15 protein-coding genes are annotated in these 15718 nt (G+C 70.3%); 12 read left to right on the top strand and 3 right to left on the bottom strand.

All coding sequences use genetic code 11. The features are described 5' to 3' along the window. Nucleotides 1–155: 155 nt before the first annotated feature. Nucleotides 156–1739 (bottom strand): ABC transporter substrate-binding protein, encoded by a 1584-nt coding sequence (locus tag E4T13_RS23770; protein WP_137180813.1) that lies wholly within the window; start codon nt 1737–1739, stop codon nt 156–158. 161 nt (nt 1740–1900) lie between these two features. Between E4T13_RS23770 and E4T13_RS23765 the strand changes: the two genes are divergently transcribed. The 12 genes from E4T13_RS23765 (at nt 1901) to E4T13_RS23710 (ending at nt 14191) form a co-directional block, all read left to right on the top strand. Then, on the top strand, nt 1901–3514 hold the full coding sequence (locus E4T13_RS23765) for an amidohydrolase (RefSeq protein ID WP_240791278.1): 1614 nt from the start codon (nt 1901–1903) through the stop codon (nt 3512–3514). After that, the gene (locus tag E4T13_RS23760) at nt 3514–4455 is read left to right on the top strand and encodes an ABC transporter permease (protein WP_137180811.1); all 942 of its coding nucleotides are present in this window, start codon (nt 3514–3516) and stop codon (nt 4453–4455) included. Before E4T13_RS23765 ends, E4T13_RS23760 begins: the two co-directional genes overlap by 1 nt. Then, nucleotides 4452–5318: an ABC transporter permease gene (locus E4T13_RS23755; RefSeq protein ID WP_137180810.1), complete on the top strand. Its 867-nt coding sequence runs from the start codon at nt 4452–4454 to the stop codon at nt 5316–5318. Before E4T13_RS23760 ends, E4T13_RS23755 begins: the two co-directional genes overlap by 4 nt. Before the next feature lie 24 nt (nt 5319–5342). Beyond that, a complete protein-coding gene (locus E4T13_RS23750) occupies nt 5343–6935 on the top strand; it encodes an ABC transporter substrate-binding protein (RefSeq protein WP_137180809.1) in 1593 nt (530 codons plus the stop codon). A 49-nt stretch (nt 6936–6984) separates the two neighbouring features. Next, a complete protein-coding gene (locus tag E4T13_RS23745; RefSeq protein ID WP_306768507.1) occupies nt 6985–7602 on the top strand; it encodes a LysE family translocator in 618 nt (205 codons plus the stop codon). Further along, nucleotides 7602–7994, top strand: a complete 393-nt coding sequence (locus E4T13_RS23740) for a VOC family protein (protein ID WP_137180807.1) — start codon at nt 7602–7604, stop codon at nt 7992–7994. Before E4T13_RS23745 ends, E4T13_RS23740 begins: the two co-directional genes overlap by 1 nt. Continuing rightward, nucleotides 7991–9424 (top strand): amidohydrolase family protein, encoded by a 1434-nt coding sequence (locus tag E4T13_RS30670; RefSeq protein WP_137180806.1) that lies wholly within the window; start codon nt 7991–7993, stop codon nt 9422–9424. The genes E4T13_RS23740 and E4T13_RS30670 overlap by 4 nt, the downstream gene beginning before the upstream one ends. Next, nucleotides 9421–10416 carry an ABC transporter ATP-binding protein gene (locus E4T13_RS23730; RefSeq protein WP_137180805.1) on the top strand — a complete coding sequence of 332 codons (996 nt, stop codon included), beginning with the start codon at nt 9421–9423 and terminating at the stop codon, nt 10414–10416. Before E4T13_RS30670 ends, E4T13_RS23730 begins: the two co-directional genes overlap by 4 nt. Then, nucleotides 10413–11471: an ABC transporter ATP-binding protein gene (locus E4T13_RS23725; protein ID WP_137180804.1), complete on the top strand. Its 1059-nt coding sequence runs from the start codon at nt 10413–10415 to the stop codon at nt 11469–11471. The genes E4T13_RS23730 and E4T13_RS23725 overlap by 4 nt, the downstream gene beginning before the upstream one ends. 95 nt (nt 11472–11566) lie before the next feature. Next, on the top strand, nt 11567–12292 hold the full coding sequence (locus E4T13_RS23720; protein ID WP_170985192.1) for a YbaY family lipoprotein: 726 nt from the start codon (nt 11567–11569) through the stop codon (nt 12290–12292). Between the two features lie 55 nt (nt 12293–12347). Beyond that, nucleotides 12348–13013 carry a glutathione S-transferase family protein gene (locus tag E4T13_RS23715; RefSeq protein WP_137180802.1) on the top strand — a complete coding sequence of 222 codons (666 nt, stop codon included), beginning with the start codon at nt 12348–12350 and terminating at the stop codon, nt 13011–13013. Nucleotides 13014–13024: 11 nt separating this feature from the next. Beyond that, nucleotides 13025–14191, top strand: a complete 1167-nt coding sequence (locus E4T13_RS23710; protein WP_137180801.1) for an iron-containing alcohol dehydrogenase — start codon at nt 13025–13027, stop codon at nt 14189–14191. Nucleotides 14192–14203: 12 nt separating this feature from the next. On the opposite strand, the gene E4T13_RS23705 is transcribed toward E4T13_RS23710, so the two are convergent. Continuing rightward, the gene (locus tag E4T13_RS23705; RefSeq protein ID WP_137180800.1) at nt 14204–14926 is read right to left on the bottom strand and encodes an SDR family NAD(P)-dependent oxidoreductase; all 723 of its coding nucleotides are present in this window, start codon (nt 14924–14926) and stop codon (nt 14204–14206) included. An 11-nt stretch (nt 14927–14937) separates the two neighbouring features. After that, entirely contained in the window at nt 14938–15717 is a 780-nt protein-coding gene (locus E4T13_RS23700; RefSeq protein ID WP_137180799.1) for a 3-hydroxybutyrate dehydrogenase, read from the bottom strand. Between the last annotated feature and the right edge of the window lies 1 nt (nt 15718).

Genomic DNA, 15718 nt, shown 5'->3' with positions numbered 1-15718 from the left:
CCTGAGGCTCCTGGACCTGCATCCGTTTAACGCCGAAGGGGAGGGGGCACTTCGGCCCCCTCCCCTTCGGCGTTGAAAATGAATGTGGGGGTCCGGGGAGCTTCAAGCTCCCCGGCGGGGGCGCGGGGGCAGCGCCCCCGCACACGGCAAACGCACTACCGCTTGGTCACGCCCCAGAAGACGGGGATGGTGGTCGGGCGCAGGCCTTCGATGTTGGTGCGGTGGGCGGCCAGGGTACGGAACTGGCCGGCGTTGATGTAGGGCAGCACCTCGTAGGCGCGGGCGTGCACGCGCTGGAGGATGTCCTGGCGCTTCGCGGGGTCGTTTTCTTCCCACCAGCTGCGGCGCAGGTCTTCGAGCTGCTGGTCACAGGGCCAGCCGGCCAGGCCGCCTTCGCAGGGGCTGGCGAGGTAGAGGTTGGTCAGCGGGTTCTGGCCGTCGAGCACGTTGGCTACGGTGACGAACAGGTTCCAGCCGCCCTGGTCCACCGGTTCGCGCCGGTTGCGGCGCTGGGTGATGGTGGCCCAGTCCATGCTGGGCACGTCCATGTTCAGCCCGCCGCGCCGGAAGCTTTCGGCCATGACGAGGGTGGCGGCGTTGTTGATGGGCTGGTCGGCCGCGTTCATGAACAGCACGCGCTGGTTGGCGTAGCCGGCCTGTTGCAGCAGGGCGCGCGCGCGGTCGAGGTTGACGGCGCGCAGCCCCTGGGCGCCTGCGTCGCTTTCCAGTGGCGTGCCGCAGAAGAAGTAGGCGGGGCAGTAGGGCACCTGTTCGCTGGCGCGCACGCCGATGCCCTGCAGGACTTCCTGCTGGTTGATCAGGTGCAGCAGCGCCTGGCGCGCGGCGGGATTGTTGAAGGGCGGCTGGGTGTGATTGGGCCGCAGCCACACCATGAACCCCACGGGGTTCAGCGCGAAGGTGCGGATGTTGCGGTTGCGCTCCAGCGTCGGGATCAGGTCGGGCGAGGGCTGTTCGATGAAGTCGATCTCGCCGGACTGCAGCGCGGCCGCGGCGGTGGCGGGGTCGGGCATGGAGAGCCATTCGATGCGCTCGACCATCGCCACCTTGCCGCCCGCCAGGCCGTCGGCCGGTTCCTGCCGCGGGCGGTAGTTCGGGTTGCGCGTGTAGACCGCGCGTTCGCCGGCGCGCCATTGGCTGGCCTGGAAGATGAAGGGCCCGCTGCCGGTCGCGTCGGTGATCGCGGTGGTGGGTGGCGTTGCCGCGATGCGCTCGGGCATCACGAACAGCGCGCTCGCGGTCGGGCGGGCGAGCGCTTCCGTCACCAGCGCGAAGGGACGCGAGAGACGGATGGTGAAGGTCTTGTCGTCCACAACCTCCATGCTGGCGGTTGCGGCGGCAAGTGCGCGGCCCACCACGTCGCGTTGCGCCCAGCGCCGGATGGAGGCGACGGCGTCGGCGGCGCGCACGGGCTGGCCGTCGTGGAAGGCCAGGCCGTCGCGCAGCGTGAAGCGGTGCATCATGCCGTCGGCGCTGACCTCGTGCCGGTCGACCATCTGCGGCTGCGCCACGCCCTTGCTGTCCAGCGCGAAGAGCTGGTCGTAGACCATGAAGCCGTGGTTGCGGACGAAGGCGGCCGTGGACTGCACCGGGTCCAGGCTGGCCAGGTCGTTGATCAGCACGATGCGCAGCGGCGCCTGCGCCTGCGCCTGCGCGGTGCCGGCGCCGAGCGCCATCGCGGCCGCTGCCGCGATGCCCAGCCAGCGTCTGCCCAAAGCCATGGCACCTCTCCTGTTCCCTTGCCTGTCGCAGGATGCAGGCGGGTCCGCCGCGGGTGCAACGGGGGCTGTCGGCGGGTTGACGCTCGCCGCGCCGGGCGGGACAGTCCGGCGTGACGATCTCAATGCGATAAGGCAGAAGTCCGGGGCGCATGGCGCAGGATGTGATCTTGACCGGGGGCCGCGTGTTCCGCGGCCTGGCTGGCGGCTTTGCGGAAGCCGTTGCGGTGCGCGGCGACCGGGTTCTGGCCGTGGGCAGCGCCGAGGATGTGGCGGCGGCGGCGCCCGATGCCCGGGTTGTTGCGTTGGAGGGCAGGGCGGTGATCCCCGCCTTCAACGAGGCGCATATGCATCTTCTGCCCTATGGCCTCGGCCTGGCGCAGGTGAACCTGCGCGCGGAGGAAGTGCGCAGCCTGGACGAGGCGCTGCGCCGCATCCGGGCGGCAGCGGAATCGGCACCGAAGGGCGCCTGGATCCTCGGCCGCGGTTACGACCATGGCGAGTTGGATGTCGGCCGCCACCCGACGGCGGCGGAGCTGGACGCCGCGGCGCCTGACAATCCCGTGTTCATCGTGCGCACCTGCGGCCATATGGGCGTCGCGAACACGGCCGCGATGCGCCTGGCCGGCGTCGGGCACAACACGCCCGATCCGGAGGGCGGCGTCATCGAGCGCAAGGGCGGCGCGCTGACCGGCCTGTTCCAGGAACGCGCGATGCGCCTGGTGCGCGACAGCATCCCGGTGCCGGACGGCGCGCTGCTGGTGGATGCGATCCAGCGCGCCGGCGACCACCTCGCGACACTCGGCTTCGCGAGTGCGACCGACATGAATGTCGGCATGACCGCCGGCATGGCGGAAATCGAGGCGTATCGGGAAGCGCTGCGTAGCGGCCGGCTTCGCCAGCGCATGTGGCAGGTGCTGGCCGGCAACCCCGAGGGCATCGCGCAATCCGCCTGGGACGCCGGTATGCGCCCGAACGAAGGCGACGACATGCTGCGCTGGGGCGCGGTGAAGGTGTTCGCCGACGGCAGCGCCGGCGGGCTGACGGCGGCCTTCTTCGAGCCTTATCTCGCCAGCGCCGGCGGCGGGACGGGCGTGTTCACCTTTCCCGACGCGAAGATGGATGCGCTGCTGAAGCTCTATCACGAGCAGGGCTGGCAGCTCGACATCCACGCCATCGGCGATGCCGCGATCGAGCAGGTGCTGCGCGCGATGGAAGCCGCCGACAGCAGCGCGCATCCCTTCGAGGGCCGCCGCCACCGCATCGAGCATTGCGGCTTCGTGACGCGCGATCAGCGGCGGCGCATGAAGGCGCGGGGCATCCTGCCGGTGCCGCAGCCGGTCTTCCTGTATGAGTTCGGCGACCTCTACATCCGCAATCTCGGCCGCGAGCGCAGCGAGCATTCCTATCCGATGCGGACCTGGTTCGAGGAAGGGCATCACCCCGCGGCGAGCTCCGACTGCCCGGTCTCCACGGTGGATCCCTTCGTCAACCTCTTCACCATGATCACCCGCAAGACCAGCCGCGGCACGGTGATGGGTGCGGAGGAGGCGCTGACGCTGGAGCAGGCGATCCATTGCCAGACCTGGTGCGGCGCCTACACGCAATTCGCCGAGGATCGCCGGGGCACGCTGGAGCCGGGCATGCAGGCCGACATCGCCGTGCTCTCGCGCGACATCTTCGCGGCGACGCCCGAGGAGATCCTGCGCGATACGCGCTGCGACCTGACGCTCCGCGGCGGGGAGGCGATCTTCGACCGGCACGGGGCGCTCGCCTGATGCTGCGTCATGCCGTGCAGCGCCTGCTGATGGCGGTGCCGGTGATGCTCGGCGTGCTGCTGGTCGGCTTCCTGCTGATGCAGGTGGTGCCGACCGACCCCGCCACGGTGCGCGCCGGCCCGACCGCGACGCCCGATGTGATCGCCGCGATCCGCGCCGATCTCGGCCTGGATCGGCCGTTGTGGGAGCAGTTCGGCCTGTATCTCTGGCGGCTGCTGCACGGCGATCTCGGCGTCTCCATCATCAACAACGTGCCTGTCACGCAGGAGCTTGGCGCCACCATCGGCCCGACGCTGGAGCTGATGTTCGCCAGCCTCATCTGGTCCATCCCGCTCGGCATCGCGATGGGCACGGTCGCGGCCTATTGGCGCGGATCGCTGCTCGATCGTGCGATCACCGCCTTCACCGTCGCGGGCGGTTCGATCCCGGTGTTCTTCCTCGGCCTCGTGCTGATCTGGTACGTCGGCTTCAAGTGGCAGATGCTGCCCTTCACCGGGCGGCTCGGGCCGCTCTGGACCTGGGAGGGGTTCCAGGCCGTCATCCTGCCGGCGCTGACGCTGGGCGGCGTCTTCGTGGGCCCGGTCGCGCGCATGACCCGCACCGCCGTGCTGGACGTGATGGGCGCGGACCATGTGCGCACGGCGCGCGCCAAGGGCCTGACCGAGCGCCGCGTCGTCACGCGGCACGGGCTGCGCAACGCGCTGATCCCCGTGGTCACGCTGATCGGCCTGCAGATCGGCTTCCTGCTGGGCGGCGCCGTGGTGACGGAGACGGTGTTCTCCTGGCCCGGCGTCGGGCGGCTGGCGGTGGGCGCGATCCTGTCCTCGGACTTCCCGATGGCGCAGGGCACGATCATCGTGCTGTCGATGGGCTTCATCGTGATCAATCTGTGCGTGGACCTGCTCTATGCCGCGCTGGACCCGAGGATCCGGCACGGATGAGCGCGACGACCACGGACATCGCCGTTCCGAAGCGACCCAGCGTGTTCGCGCTCGTGCTGCGCGATCCCGCGGCGGCGGTGGCCGCGGCCTTCGTCGTCGCCGTCATCCTCGCCGCCGTCTTCGCGCCCTGGCTCGCGCCGACCGATCCCTACGACAACGACCTCGCCAAGGCGATGCAGCCGCCGGGCAGCGAGGGCCTGCCGCTCGGCGCCGACACCCAGGGCCGCAACATGATCACGCGCCTGCTGTTCGGCCTGCGCGTCACGCTGCTGATGGGCGTCGCGGCGGTGGCGGCGGGCGGCACGCTCGGCGCGGTGCTGGGATTCATCGCCGCCTTCTACAGGCGCCTGGACGGCGTCATCATGCGCCTGATGGACGTGCTGCTCTCCTTCCCGGCGATCCTGTTCGGCCTTGCCATCGCGGCGATCTTCGGGCCCGGCCTGTTCTCCGTGGTGCTGGCGCTGTCCATCGCGACGGTGCCGCTGATGGCGCGCATCGTGCGCGGCGCCGCGCTGGTCGTGATGCAGCAGGACTACATCGAGGCGGCACGCGCCCAGGGCATGTCCGATGCGCGGCTGATCCGCCGCCACCTGGCGCCGAACTGCCTCTCGCCGATATTCGTCTTCGCCACGCTGCGCTTCGGCCAGGTGATCCTGCTGGGGTCCGCGCTGTCCTTCCTCGGCCTCGGCGCGCAGCCGCCCATCGCGGAGCTTGGCGCGATGGCGAGCGAGGGACGCAACTTCCTGTTCTTCGCGCCGCACATCGCGGTGATCCCCTCGCTGGTGATCTTCGCGGTGGTGCTGGCCTTCAACGTGCTGGGCGACGCGCTGCGCGACGCGCTCGACCCGCGGCTTCGCGTGTAGAAACAAGAGGGAGACTGGAGAGCGATGAGGAAGATCCTGGGCGGGCTGCTGCTCGCCGCGGCGGCCGCGATGCCCGTCGCCGATGCGCTGGCGCAGGCCGCCCCGCGCAACACGCTGGTGGTGATGCGGGAGATCGACGCGGACAACTACGACCCGCCGCGCTCCACCGCGCGCGGCGCCGGCGAGGTGATCTACATGATGAGCGACACGCTGGTGTCGCTCGACTGGGACATGCGCACGGTGCGTCCGGGCCTCGCCGAGCGCTGGGAAGTCAGCCCCGACGGCAAGACCTACACCTTCCACCTGCGCCGCGACGTCACCTTCTGCGACGGCAAGCCGATGACCGCGGATGACGTGGTCTACTCGATCCAGCGCTGGGTCGACCCCGCCACGCGCAGCCCGGTGCGCTGGCGCGCCGGCCCGCTGAAGGAGATCCGCGCGCGCGACGCCTACACCGTCGAGTACGAGCTGAACGAGCCCTATGGCGAGTTGCTGTACCAGCTGACGCTGTTCTTCGCCTCCGTGGTGGACCGCGCCACGGTGGAGCGCCTGGGCGCCAATCACGGCGTGCAGGGCTTCAACGGCACGGGCCCCTATTGCTGGACCAGCTGGACCCCGCGGCAGGAACTGGTGCTGACGCGCCACCCGAACTACCGCTGGGGCCCGCCGATCTACCAGAACCCGTCGCCGCAGGTGGAGCGCGTGATCTGGCGCGTGATCCCGGAAGCGAACACGCGCCTCGCCGCGATCCAGACCGGGCAGGCGGATGTGACGCAGTACATTCCCTATGTCGCGCTGAACCAGCTGCGCGCCGTGCCGACCGTGCGCATGTCCCAGCAGCCGAATTACTTCTGGGACCACTTCATGGGCTTCAAGGTGGACAAGCCCGTGGTGAACGATCCCGCCGTGCGCCGCGCCATCAACCTCGGCGTGAACCGCACCGCGATCGTGCAGGCCACCTGGTTCGGCCAGGCGCAGCCGGCGGACGCCTACCTGAACCCGAACGTGACGGGCTTCGACGCCGAGGCCGCGCGCATGGTGCCGCAGTTCAACCCGGATGAGGCCCGCCGCGTGCTGGACGAGGCCGGCTGGCGCGCCGGGCCGGACGGCGTGCGCGTGAAGAACGGCGAACGCGCCAGCTTCCTGGTCTACGGCCTGCAGACCGCCGAGGCGCGCCGCTACCTGGAGGCCATCCAGGCCGACCTTCGGCGCATCGGCATCGACATGCGCGTGCAGCTCTGGGACGCGACGGTGGGCTGGGGCCGTCTGGCCACGCAGGAATTCGACGCCTTCGTGATGTCCTACCCCTACATCAGCGCGACGGACGGCTTCTCGCTCTACTTCGACAGCCGCAACCGGCCGACGCCGAACCGCATGAACTGGAACGACGCGGAGACAGATGCGCTACTGCAGCGCGCCAAGACCGCGCTGAACGAGGCCGACCGCCTGGCGGCGATCCAGGAAGCGCAGCGCCGCATCGCCTCGAACTACGTCTGGCTGCCGATCGCCAGGGAGAGCCTGTGGGTTGCCGCGGCGCAGCGCGTGGAAGGCGCGCGGGCGCACGGCATCTACGGCATCGGGCTCTACAAGGGGCTCGACATCCGGCTGACGCGCTGAACCGCACCGCGCGGGGCCTTCCACGGCCCCGCGCGGCACACCGGGACGCATGGCGTTGAGCATCGAATTCCTGCTGACCTCGCTGGTCATTGTCGCCTCGCCGGGGACGGGCGTGCTGATCACGCTCGGCGCGGCGCTGGCGCGCGGGCGGCGCGCGGCAGTGGTTGCGGCCTTCGGCTGCACGCTCGGCATCGTGCCGCATATGCTTGCCGCCATCACCGGGCTCGCCGCGTTGCTGCATGCAAGCGCGCTGGCCTTCGAGACGGTGCGCTGGGCCGGCATCGCCTATCTGCTCTGGATGGCCTGGGCGACGCTGCGCGACCGCGGCGTGCTGTCTGTTGCGCCCGACGCCGCGCCGCGCTCCGACCTGCAGGTGATCCTTGCCGCCATCCTGGCGAACCTGTTGAACCCGAAGCTCTCGATCTTCTTCTTCGCCTTCCTGCCGCAATTCGTCGGCGCGACGGATGATCACCCCGTCACGACGATGCTCGGTCTCTCCGCCGTCTTCATGGCAATGACCTTCGCGGTCTTCGTGGCGTACGGAACATTCGCCGCGGCGGCGCGGCGGCATGTGCTGGAACGGCCGGCGGTGCTCGCCTGGATGCGCCGCGGCTTCGCGGCCGCCTTCGCCGTGCTCGGCGCGCGGCTCGCGATGGAGGGACGCTGATGCTCGACCATCTCGGCTTCGCCGTCGCCGACTTCCCGGCCAGCCGAGCTTTCTACGCAGCGGCCTTCGCCCCGCTCGGCATGTCCGTGCATTCGGAAGGCGAGGGCTGGGTGATGTTCGGGCCCGCGGGCCGCCCGCTGCTGTGGATCGGTGGGCGGGACATCGCCGGCCCGCCGCCCGGACATATCCACTATGCCTTCGTCGCCGCCGATCATGCCGCGGTGGATGCCTTCCACGCCGCGGCTCTCGCGGCCGGCGGGCGCGACAACGGTGCGCCAGGCATCCGCGCGCAATACCATCCGAACTACTACGCCGCCTTCGTCATCGATCCCGACGGCCACAACATCGAAGCGGTCTGCCACGCCCCCGGCGCCGCGGAGGACCAGACATGACCACCACCGTCATCCGCAACGCGGATCTCGTCGTCGCCTGGGATGCCGGCGCGCAACAGCACACCTACCTGCCCGACGCCGATGTGGCGTTCGAGGACGGAAAGCTCACCTTCGTCGGCCGCGGCTACAAGGGGCCGGCGGAGGAGGAGATCCCGGGCAAGGGCCTGATGGTCATGCCGGGCCTGGTGAACATCCACTCGCACCCGTCGAGCGAGCCGATGAACAAGGGCCTGATCGACGAGATCGGCAGCCCCGGCCTCTACAACTCCTCGCTCTACGAATTCATGCCGATCTTCCGCGCCGACGCGGAGGCCGTGCCGCATTGCGTCCGCGTCGCGCTGTCCGAACTGCTGCTGTCGGGCGTGACCACGGTCGCCGACCTCTCCATGGCGCATCCGGGCTGGCTCGACCTGCTGGCGGAAAGCGGCCTGCGCGTCTGCATCGCGCCGATGTTCAAGTCGGCGAAGTGGTACACGAAGAACGGCCATGTCGTGCAGTACGAATGGGACGAGGCCGCCGGCGAGAAGGCGATGGGCGAGGCGTTGAACCTCATCGAGCGCGCCGAGCAGCATGAATGCGGCCGCCTCTTCGGCATGGTCGTGCCCGCGCAGATCGACACCTGCACGGACAGCCTGCTGAAGGAGAGCTTCCAGGAAGCCGGGAAGCGCGGCGTGTCCTGGCAAATCCACGCGGCGCAGTCGGTCGTGGAGTTCCACGAGATCACCCGGCGGCACGGCCTGACGCCGATCGGCTGGCTCGACAGCATGGGCCTGCTGTCGGACCGCTCCATCATCGGCCACGGCATCTTCCTGGACGATCACCCGAGCACGAAGTGGTGGACCGACACCGACCTGAAGCGCCTGGCCGAGACCGGTACAACGGTCGCGCATTGCCCCACCGTCTTCGCGCGCCGCGGCATCACGCTGAAGCATCTCGGCCGCTACAAGCGTAGCGGCGTGAACATGGGCCTCGGCACCGATACCTACCCGCACAACATGCTGGATGAGCTGCGCCTCGCCGCCTATCTCGCGCGCACCCAGGCCAACGACCCGCGCAGCCTGACCACGACGGAGCTGTTCGACGCCGCGACGATCGGCGGCGCCAAGGCGCTGGGCCGCGACGACATCGGCCGTCTCGCCGCCGGATGCCGCGCCGATTTCGTGCTGGTGGACGTGACGCACCCGATGATGCGGCCCGCGCGCGATCCCGTGCGCAGCCTGGTCTACGCGGCGGGCGACCGCGCGGTGAAGGACGTGTTCGTCGACGGCCGCAAGGTGGTGGCGGATGGCGAGGTGGTGACGATGGACTACCGCCAGGCCGCCGCGCATCTGGACGAGGCGCAGAAGCGCGTGATCCGGAACGCGCCGGCGCAGGACTGGGCGCATCGCCCGGTCGAGGTCTCCTCCCCGCCGACCTTCCGCTGGTCGTGAGCGAGGCTCTTCTCCGCATCGAAGGGCTGCGGACGGTCTTCCGCAGCTCGGTCGGCGAGATCGCGGCGGTGGACGGTGTCGATCTGGACGTTCCCCGCGGCCGCACCCTCGGCATCGTGGGCGAGAGCGGCTGCGGCAAGTCGATGCTCAGCCTGTCGGTCATGCGCCTGGTGCCGAACCCCGGCCGTACGTCGCAGGGCCGCGTGCTGCTGGACGGGCAGGACCTGCTGCAGCTTCCCATGGCGCAGATGCGCCAGGTGCGCGGCAGCAAGGTCGCGATGATCTTCCAGGAGCCGATGACCTCGCTGAACCCGGTACACAGCATCGGCGACCAGATCACCGAGGCGATGCGCGCGCATGACCGCACCGCCTCCGCCGCGGAGCTGCGCGACCGGGCGATCGACGCGTTGAAGCGCGTGCGCATCCCGTCGCCGGACTCGCGCTTCGACGACTATCCGCACCAGCTCTCCGGCGGCATGCGCCAGCGCGTGATGATCGCGATGGCGCTCGCCTGCCGCCCGCAGCTTCTCATCGCGGACGAACCCACCACCGCACTGGATGTCACGGTGCAGGCGCAGATCCTGGACCTGCTGCGCGACCTGCAGGCCGAGACCGGCATGTCCATCATCCTCATCACCCACGACCTCGGTGTGATCGCGGAAATGGCCGACGAGGTCGCGGTGATGTACGCGGGCAAGGTGGTGGAGCGCGCGACGGCGGCGGAGCTCTTCGCCAGCCCGCAGCACCCCTACACGCTCGGCCTGCTCGGCTCGATCCCGCGCCTGGACGAGGACCGCGAGCGCCTGCTGGCGATCGAGGGCGCGGTGCCGCCGCCCTTCGCGCTGCCCAAGGGCTGCCGCTTCCACCCGCGCTGCCCCTTCGCGATCGAGGCCTGCACCCGCACCCAGCCCGCGCTGGACCACGTCGCGCCCGGCCATCTCGTCGCCTGCATCCGCGCGCCGGTCGAGCAGTCGGCGGAGCTCGTGGCATGAGCACACTGCTGGAGGTCGAAGGGCTGGCGAAGCACTACCCCGTGAAGCATGGCGTGCTGGACCGTGCGCAGGGCGTGGTGCGCGCGGTGGACGGAGTCTCCTTCGCCATTGCGCGCGGCGAGACGCTGGCGCTGGTCGGCGAATCCGGCTGCGGCAAATCCACCACCGCGCGCCTGGTTTTGCGCCTGATCGAGCCGAGCGCCGGCACCATCCGCTTCGATGGCACCGAGGTGGCAGGCGGCTCCGAGCTCCGCGCGCTCCGCCGGCGCGTGCAGGTGGTGTTCCAGGATCCCTATGCCTCGCTGAACCCGCGGTTGCGCGTCGGCGATACCATCGCCGAGCCGATGGAAGTGCATGGCATCGGCGATGCGAAGTCGCGCGCCGAGCGCGTGAAGGAGCTGCTCGGCCTGGTCGGCCTCGCGCCCTTCCATGCGCAGCGCTACCCGCATGAATTCTCCGGCGGCCAGCGCCAGCGCATCGGCATCGCGCGCGCGCTGGCGGTGCAGCCGGAACTGGTGGTCTGCGACGAACCCGTCAGCGCGCTGGATGTCTCGATCCAGGCGCAAGTGGTGAACCTGCTGAAGGACCTGCAGGGCCGCTTCGGCCTGTCCTACCTGTTCATCGCGCATGACCTGGCGGTGGTGCGCCACATGGCCGACCGCGTGGCCGTGATGTATCTCGGGCAGATCGTGGAGACGGCGCCGAAGCGCACGCTGTTCGCCAATCCGCGCCACCCCTATTCGCGCGCGCTGCTGGCGGCGATCCCGCATCCCGATCCGCGGCGCCGCGGCCGCGTGCAGCATCTCGGCGGCGATGTGCCTTCGCCGATGAACCCGCCGCCGGGCTGCCGCTTCCACACGCGCTGTCCGCATGTCCAGCCCATCTGCCGCGAGCATGCGCCACCGTTGCGGGATATCGCGCCCGACCATGCCAGCGCATGCCACTTCGCGGAAGAGCTGCCGGCTTTCGACGCCGCCGCGGGGCAGGGGATCGAGCCGCTCGCGGCGCGGCGCCTGGCGCTCTACGCAGCGGCGAAAGCGCGCCGCGCCGGCTGATCGCGCCTTCATGACGGTGACGTCATGATCCTGCCCTATGCTCGCCGCGATTGCGGGCGACACGGGCCCGCATGGTTCCTTGCCCTCGCCGCTTGATGCTGGCCACGCCGCTGGCCCTGGTGCCCGGCGCCCCGCATGCGCAATCCAACGCCATCCAGGGCACCGCCACCTATCGCGAGCGCATGGCGCTGCCCCCCGGCGCCATGCTGCTCGTCCGGCTGGAGGACATCTCGCGGCAGGGCGCGCCCGCGGTCGTGCTGGCGGAGGCGCGCATTCCCATCGCAGGCCAGGTCCCCGTCACCTTCTCTGTGCCTTACGACCCCGCGCGGGTGGAGACGCGCTTCACCTATGCCGTGCGGGCGGAGATCCTGCTGGATGGCCGGGTCCTGTTCCGCACCGACCGCATTCATCCCGTGCTGACCCGTGGCGCCGGCGATCGCGCGGACCTGCTGCTTGTCCGCGCGCGGGAAGGGTCGGCCGCGACGCCCGACCTGGTCGGGCCGCTCTGGATCGCCGAGGACATCGGCGGCCGCGGCGTGGTGGACCGCTCCCGCACCAGCATGGGCTTCGATTCGGATGGCCGTGTCAGCGGCCTCGGCGGCTGCAACCGCTTCACCGGGGGCTACACGCTGGAAGGCGCGCGGCTGCGCTTCGGCCCGATGGCCGGCACGATGATGGCCTGCCCCCCGGCACTCGCCGAGCAGGAACAGCGCCTGCACGCCGCGCTGGCGCAGGTGCGGGGGTGGCGGATCGCGAACGGCTTGCTCCATCTGACCGACGAGGCAGGCGGCACCGTGATTCGCCTCGCCCCCGAGGGCTGAGGCTTCCCTCGACGGCAGCGTGGCATAGAGTGCCGGGAGCAACCCGGAGTTACGCATGGCCGCGCCGCTGCAACTGATCTCCTTCGACCTCTGTCCCTATGTCCAGCGCGCGGCGATCGTGCTGCTTGAGAAGGGGGCTTCCTTCGAGCGGGTGGACATCGACCTCTACAACAAGCCCGACTGGTTCCTCGCCATCTCGCCACTCGGCCGCGTGCCGGTGCTGCGCGTGGGCGAGGAGGTGCTGTTCGAAAGCGCGGTGATTGCGGAATATCTGGAGGAGACGCAGGCGCCGCGGCTGCACCCCGCAGACCCGCTGACGAAGGCGCGCCATCGCGGCTGGATCGAATTCGCCGCAACCATGCTGGACGACACCTGGGTGATCGAAACCAGCAAGGACCAGCCTGCCTTCGATGCGCGCTGCGCCGCGCTGCGCCAGAAGTTCCAGCGCGTGGAAGCCCTGCCGCCCGCACTGCCTTTCTTCGCCGGCGAGAATTTCTCCATTGTCGATGCTGCCTTCGCGCCGGTGTTCCGCTATTTCGACACCTTCGATCGCATGGCGCCGCTCGGCGTGCTGGATGCGCTGCCGCGTGTGGCGGCGTGGCGCCAGGCGATTGCCGCGCGACCGTCGGTGCGCCAGGCCGTGGTGCCGGACTACCCGGACCGGCTGCGCGCCTTCATCATGAAGCAGGGCGGCGTGCTCGCGCAGCGCGCCGCGGCATAGGGAGGACCGCCATGGTGGTGCAGCTTGTCGCGCCGCGGCTGATGCTGATGGGCGGCGGCGCCGTCGCGAAGCTGGCCGAGGTGCTTGCGCAGCTCGGCCTGTCGCGGCCACTGGTCGTGACCGATCCCTTCATGGTGTCCTCCGGCCTGCTGGACCGCGCGCTGGCGCCCCTGCGCGCCGCCGGGATCGAGGCGGCGGTGTTCTCCGACACCGTCCCCGACCCCACCGATACGGTGATCGAGGCAGGCGTCGCCGTGCTGAAGGCTGGAGATTTCGATTGCCTGATTGGCTTCGGCGGCGGCAGCCCGATGGACACGGCGAAGGCCATGACGATCCTGGCCGCCGCGCTGCCGGGAACGCATATCCGCGCCTTCAAGGTGCCTGCGGCGGCGAACACCGCGGCGCTGCCGGTGATCTGCGTGCCCACCACAGCCGGCACGGGCAGCGAGGCGACGCGCTTCACCGTCATCACCGACACCGCGCGCGACGAGAAGATGCTGATCGCGGGCCTCGGCGCGCTGCCGCTGGCCGCGGTGGTGGATCACGAATTCACCTTCGGCCTGCCCGCGCGCATCACCGCCGATACCGGCATCGACAGCCTGACCCATGCGCTGGAAGCCTTCGTCAGCAAGCGCGCCAACCCCGTGGCAGATGACTACGCCCGCAGCGCCATGCGCCTGATCGCGCCGAACCTGCGCCGCGTCTGGGCCGACCCTAAGGATGCCGCGGCGCGCGAGGCGATGATGCGCGGCGCGACACTGGCGGGCCTCGCCTTTTCCAATTCGTCGGTCGCGCTGGTCCACGGCATGTCGCGCCCGGTCGGCGCGCATTTCCACGTGCCGCACGGCATGTCCAACGCGATGCTGCTGCCCGCCGTCACGGCCTTCGGGCTGGAGGCCGGCCGCGCGCGCTATGCCGAAGCGGCGCGCGTGATGGGCGTCGCGCGGGAGGATGAGGGCGACCAGTCCGCCTGCGCGAAGCTGGTGGAGGAATTGCGCGCGCTGAATCGCGAGCTGCAGGTGCCCACCCCCGCGGGCTATGGCATTCCCGCGGAGCGGTGGGACGGCCTGTTGCAGACGATGGCGCAGCAGGCGCTCGCCTCCGGCAGTCCGGCGAACAACCCGCGCGTGCCGGATGCGGCGGAGATCGTCGCGCTGTATCGCGAATCCTACGGCTGAACCCGGCGCGCGTCAGGCGCCGTAGCGCAGCCTGGTCGAGACGATCTGGCCGGTCATGAAGCGGCCCGCCGTGCCGGCCAGGAACAGAACGATCTCCGCCACGTCCTCCGGCGTGCTGCAACTGCCCAGCACGTCCACCGCCAGCTTCTCCTCCCAGTTCGGATTGCCGCCGCGGGCCAGCGGCGTGTCAGTCATGCCCGGGTTGATCCCATTCACAGTCACGCCGTGCCTGCCGAGTGCCAGCGCCAGGCTCTTCACCATCGCCAGCATCCCGCCCTTGGCCGCGGCGTAATGCGCGAAATCGGCTGCGCCATGGATGCCGCGGTCGGAGGTCATCAGGATCATCGTGCCCGCGCCGCGATCGCGCATGTGGCGCCCGACCTCGCGCGTGACGAAGAAGCTGCCGTCGAGGTTCACGCGCAGCACGTGGCGCCACTGCTCGTCCGTCATCTCGAAATACGGATTGCGCGGGAAGATGCCGGCGGCGTGCAGCAGGATGTCGATGCGGCCATGGCCCGCGATGGTCTGGTCCACCACGCGGGTGACATCCGCGGATTCGCCGATGTCGCCGACCATCGCGGTGCAGCCGGCTTCCGCCGCCACGGCACCGGCGCCCTCCGCGTTGCGGTCGAACACCACCACCTCCGCACCGTGCCGCGCCAGCGCGATGGCGGCGGCGCGCCCGATGCCCGATGCGCCGCCGGTGACCAGCGCGACCTTGCCCTGCACTGACATGGATGGCTCCTTCAGCTTGCCAGCCAGCCGCCATCGATGGCGAGCGGCGTCCCCGTGATGTCCGCGGCGGCGTCGGAACACAGGAACACCGCCAGCGCCGCGACGCGTTCCGACGTGACCAGGCGCCCGGAAGGCTGCTTGCCCACCATGAAGGCGCGCATCACCTCCTCCTCGCTCTTGCCCGATCCGGCCCAGCGCGTCGCCAGCGTGCGGCGCGTGTTGGGCGTGTCCACCGCGCCGGGGCAGAGCGCGTTGCAGGTGACGTTGAACTCCAAGCCTTCCAGGGCCGCGACCTGCGTCAGCCCGATCAGCCCGTGCTTGGTGGCGCAGTAGTCGGCGCGCCGCGCCACGCCACGCAGGCCGTAGGTCGATGCCAGGTTGATGATGCGGCCCCAGCGGCGCTGCTTCATCCCCGCCATGGTGAGGCGCATCAGATGGAAGGGCGCGGTCAGGTTCACCGCCAGCGCCAGTTCCCATTTATCGGTCGGGTAGTCCTCGATGCTGTCCCAGTGCCGCGTGACGGCACTGTTCACGAGTATGTCCACCGGGCCGAGCGCGCGCACTGTGGTCGCGACCAGATCTTCGACCTGCGGCAGATGCGCCAGGTCGGCGCCATGGTACTTGGCGCCGACGCCATGCGCGCGCAGCGTCGCTACCCGTTCGGCGACCAGCGATGCCTCGCCGAAGCCGTTCAGCATCACGGCTGCGCCCTGCTTCGCCAGCGCGTCGGCGATGGCGAAGCCGATCCCGTCGAGCGAGCCGGTGACGAGTGCAACGCGGCCCGCCAGCATG

This window comes from Roseomonas sp. AR75 (genome assembly GCF_005222815.1).
GTDB lineage: Bacteria > Pseudomonadota > Alphaproteobacteria > Acetobacterales > Acetobacteraceae > Falsiroseomonas.
The sequence above is the reverse complement of the archived record's forward strand: the minus strand, read 5'-3'. Positions and strand labels throughout refer to the sequence as shown.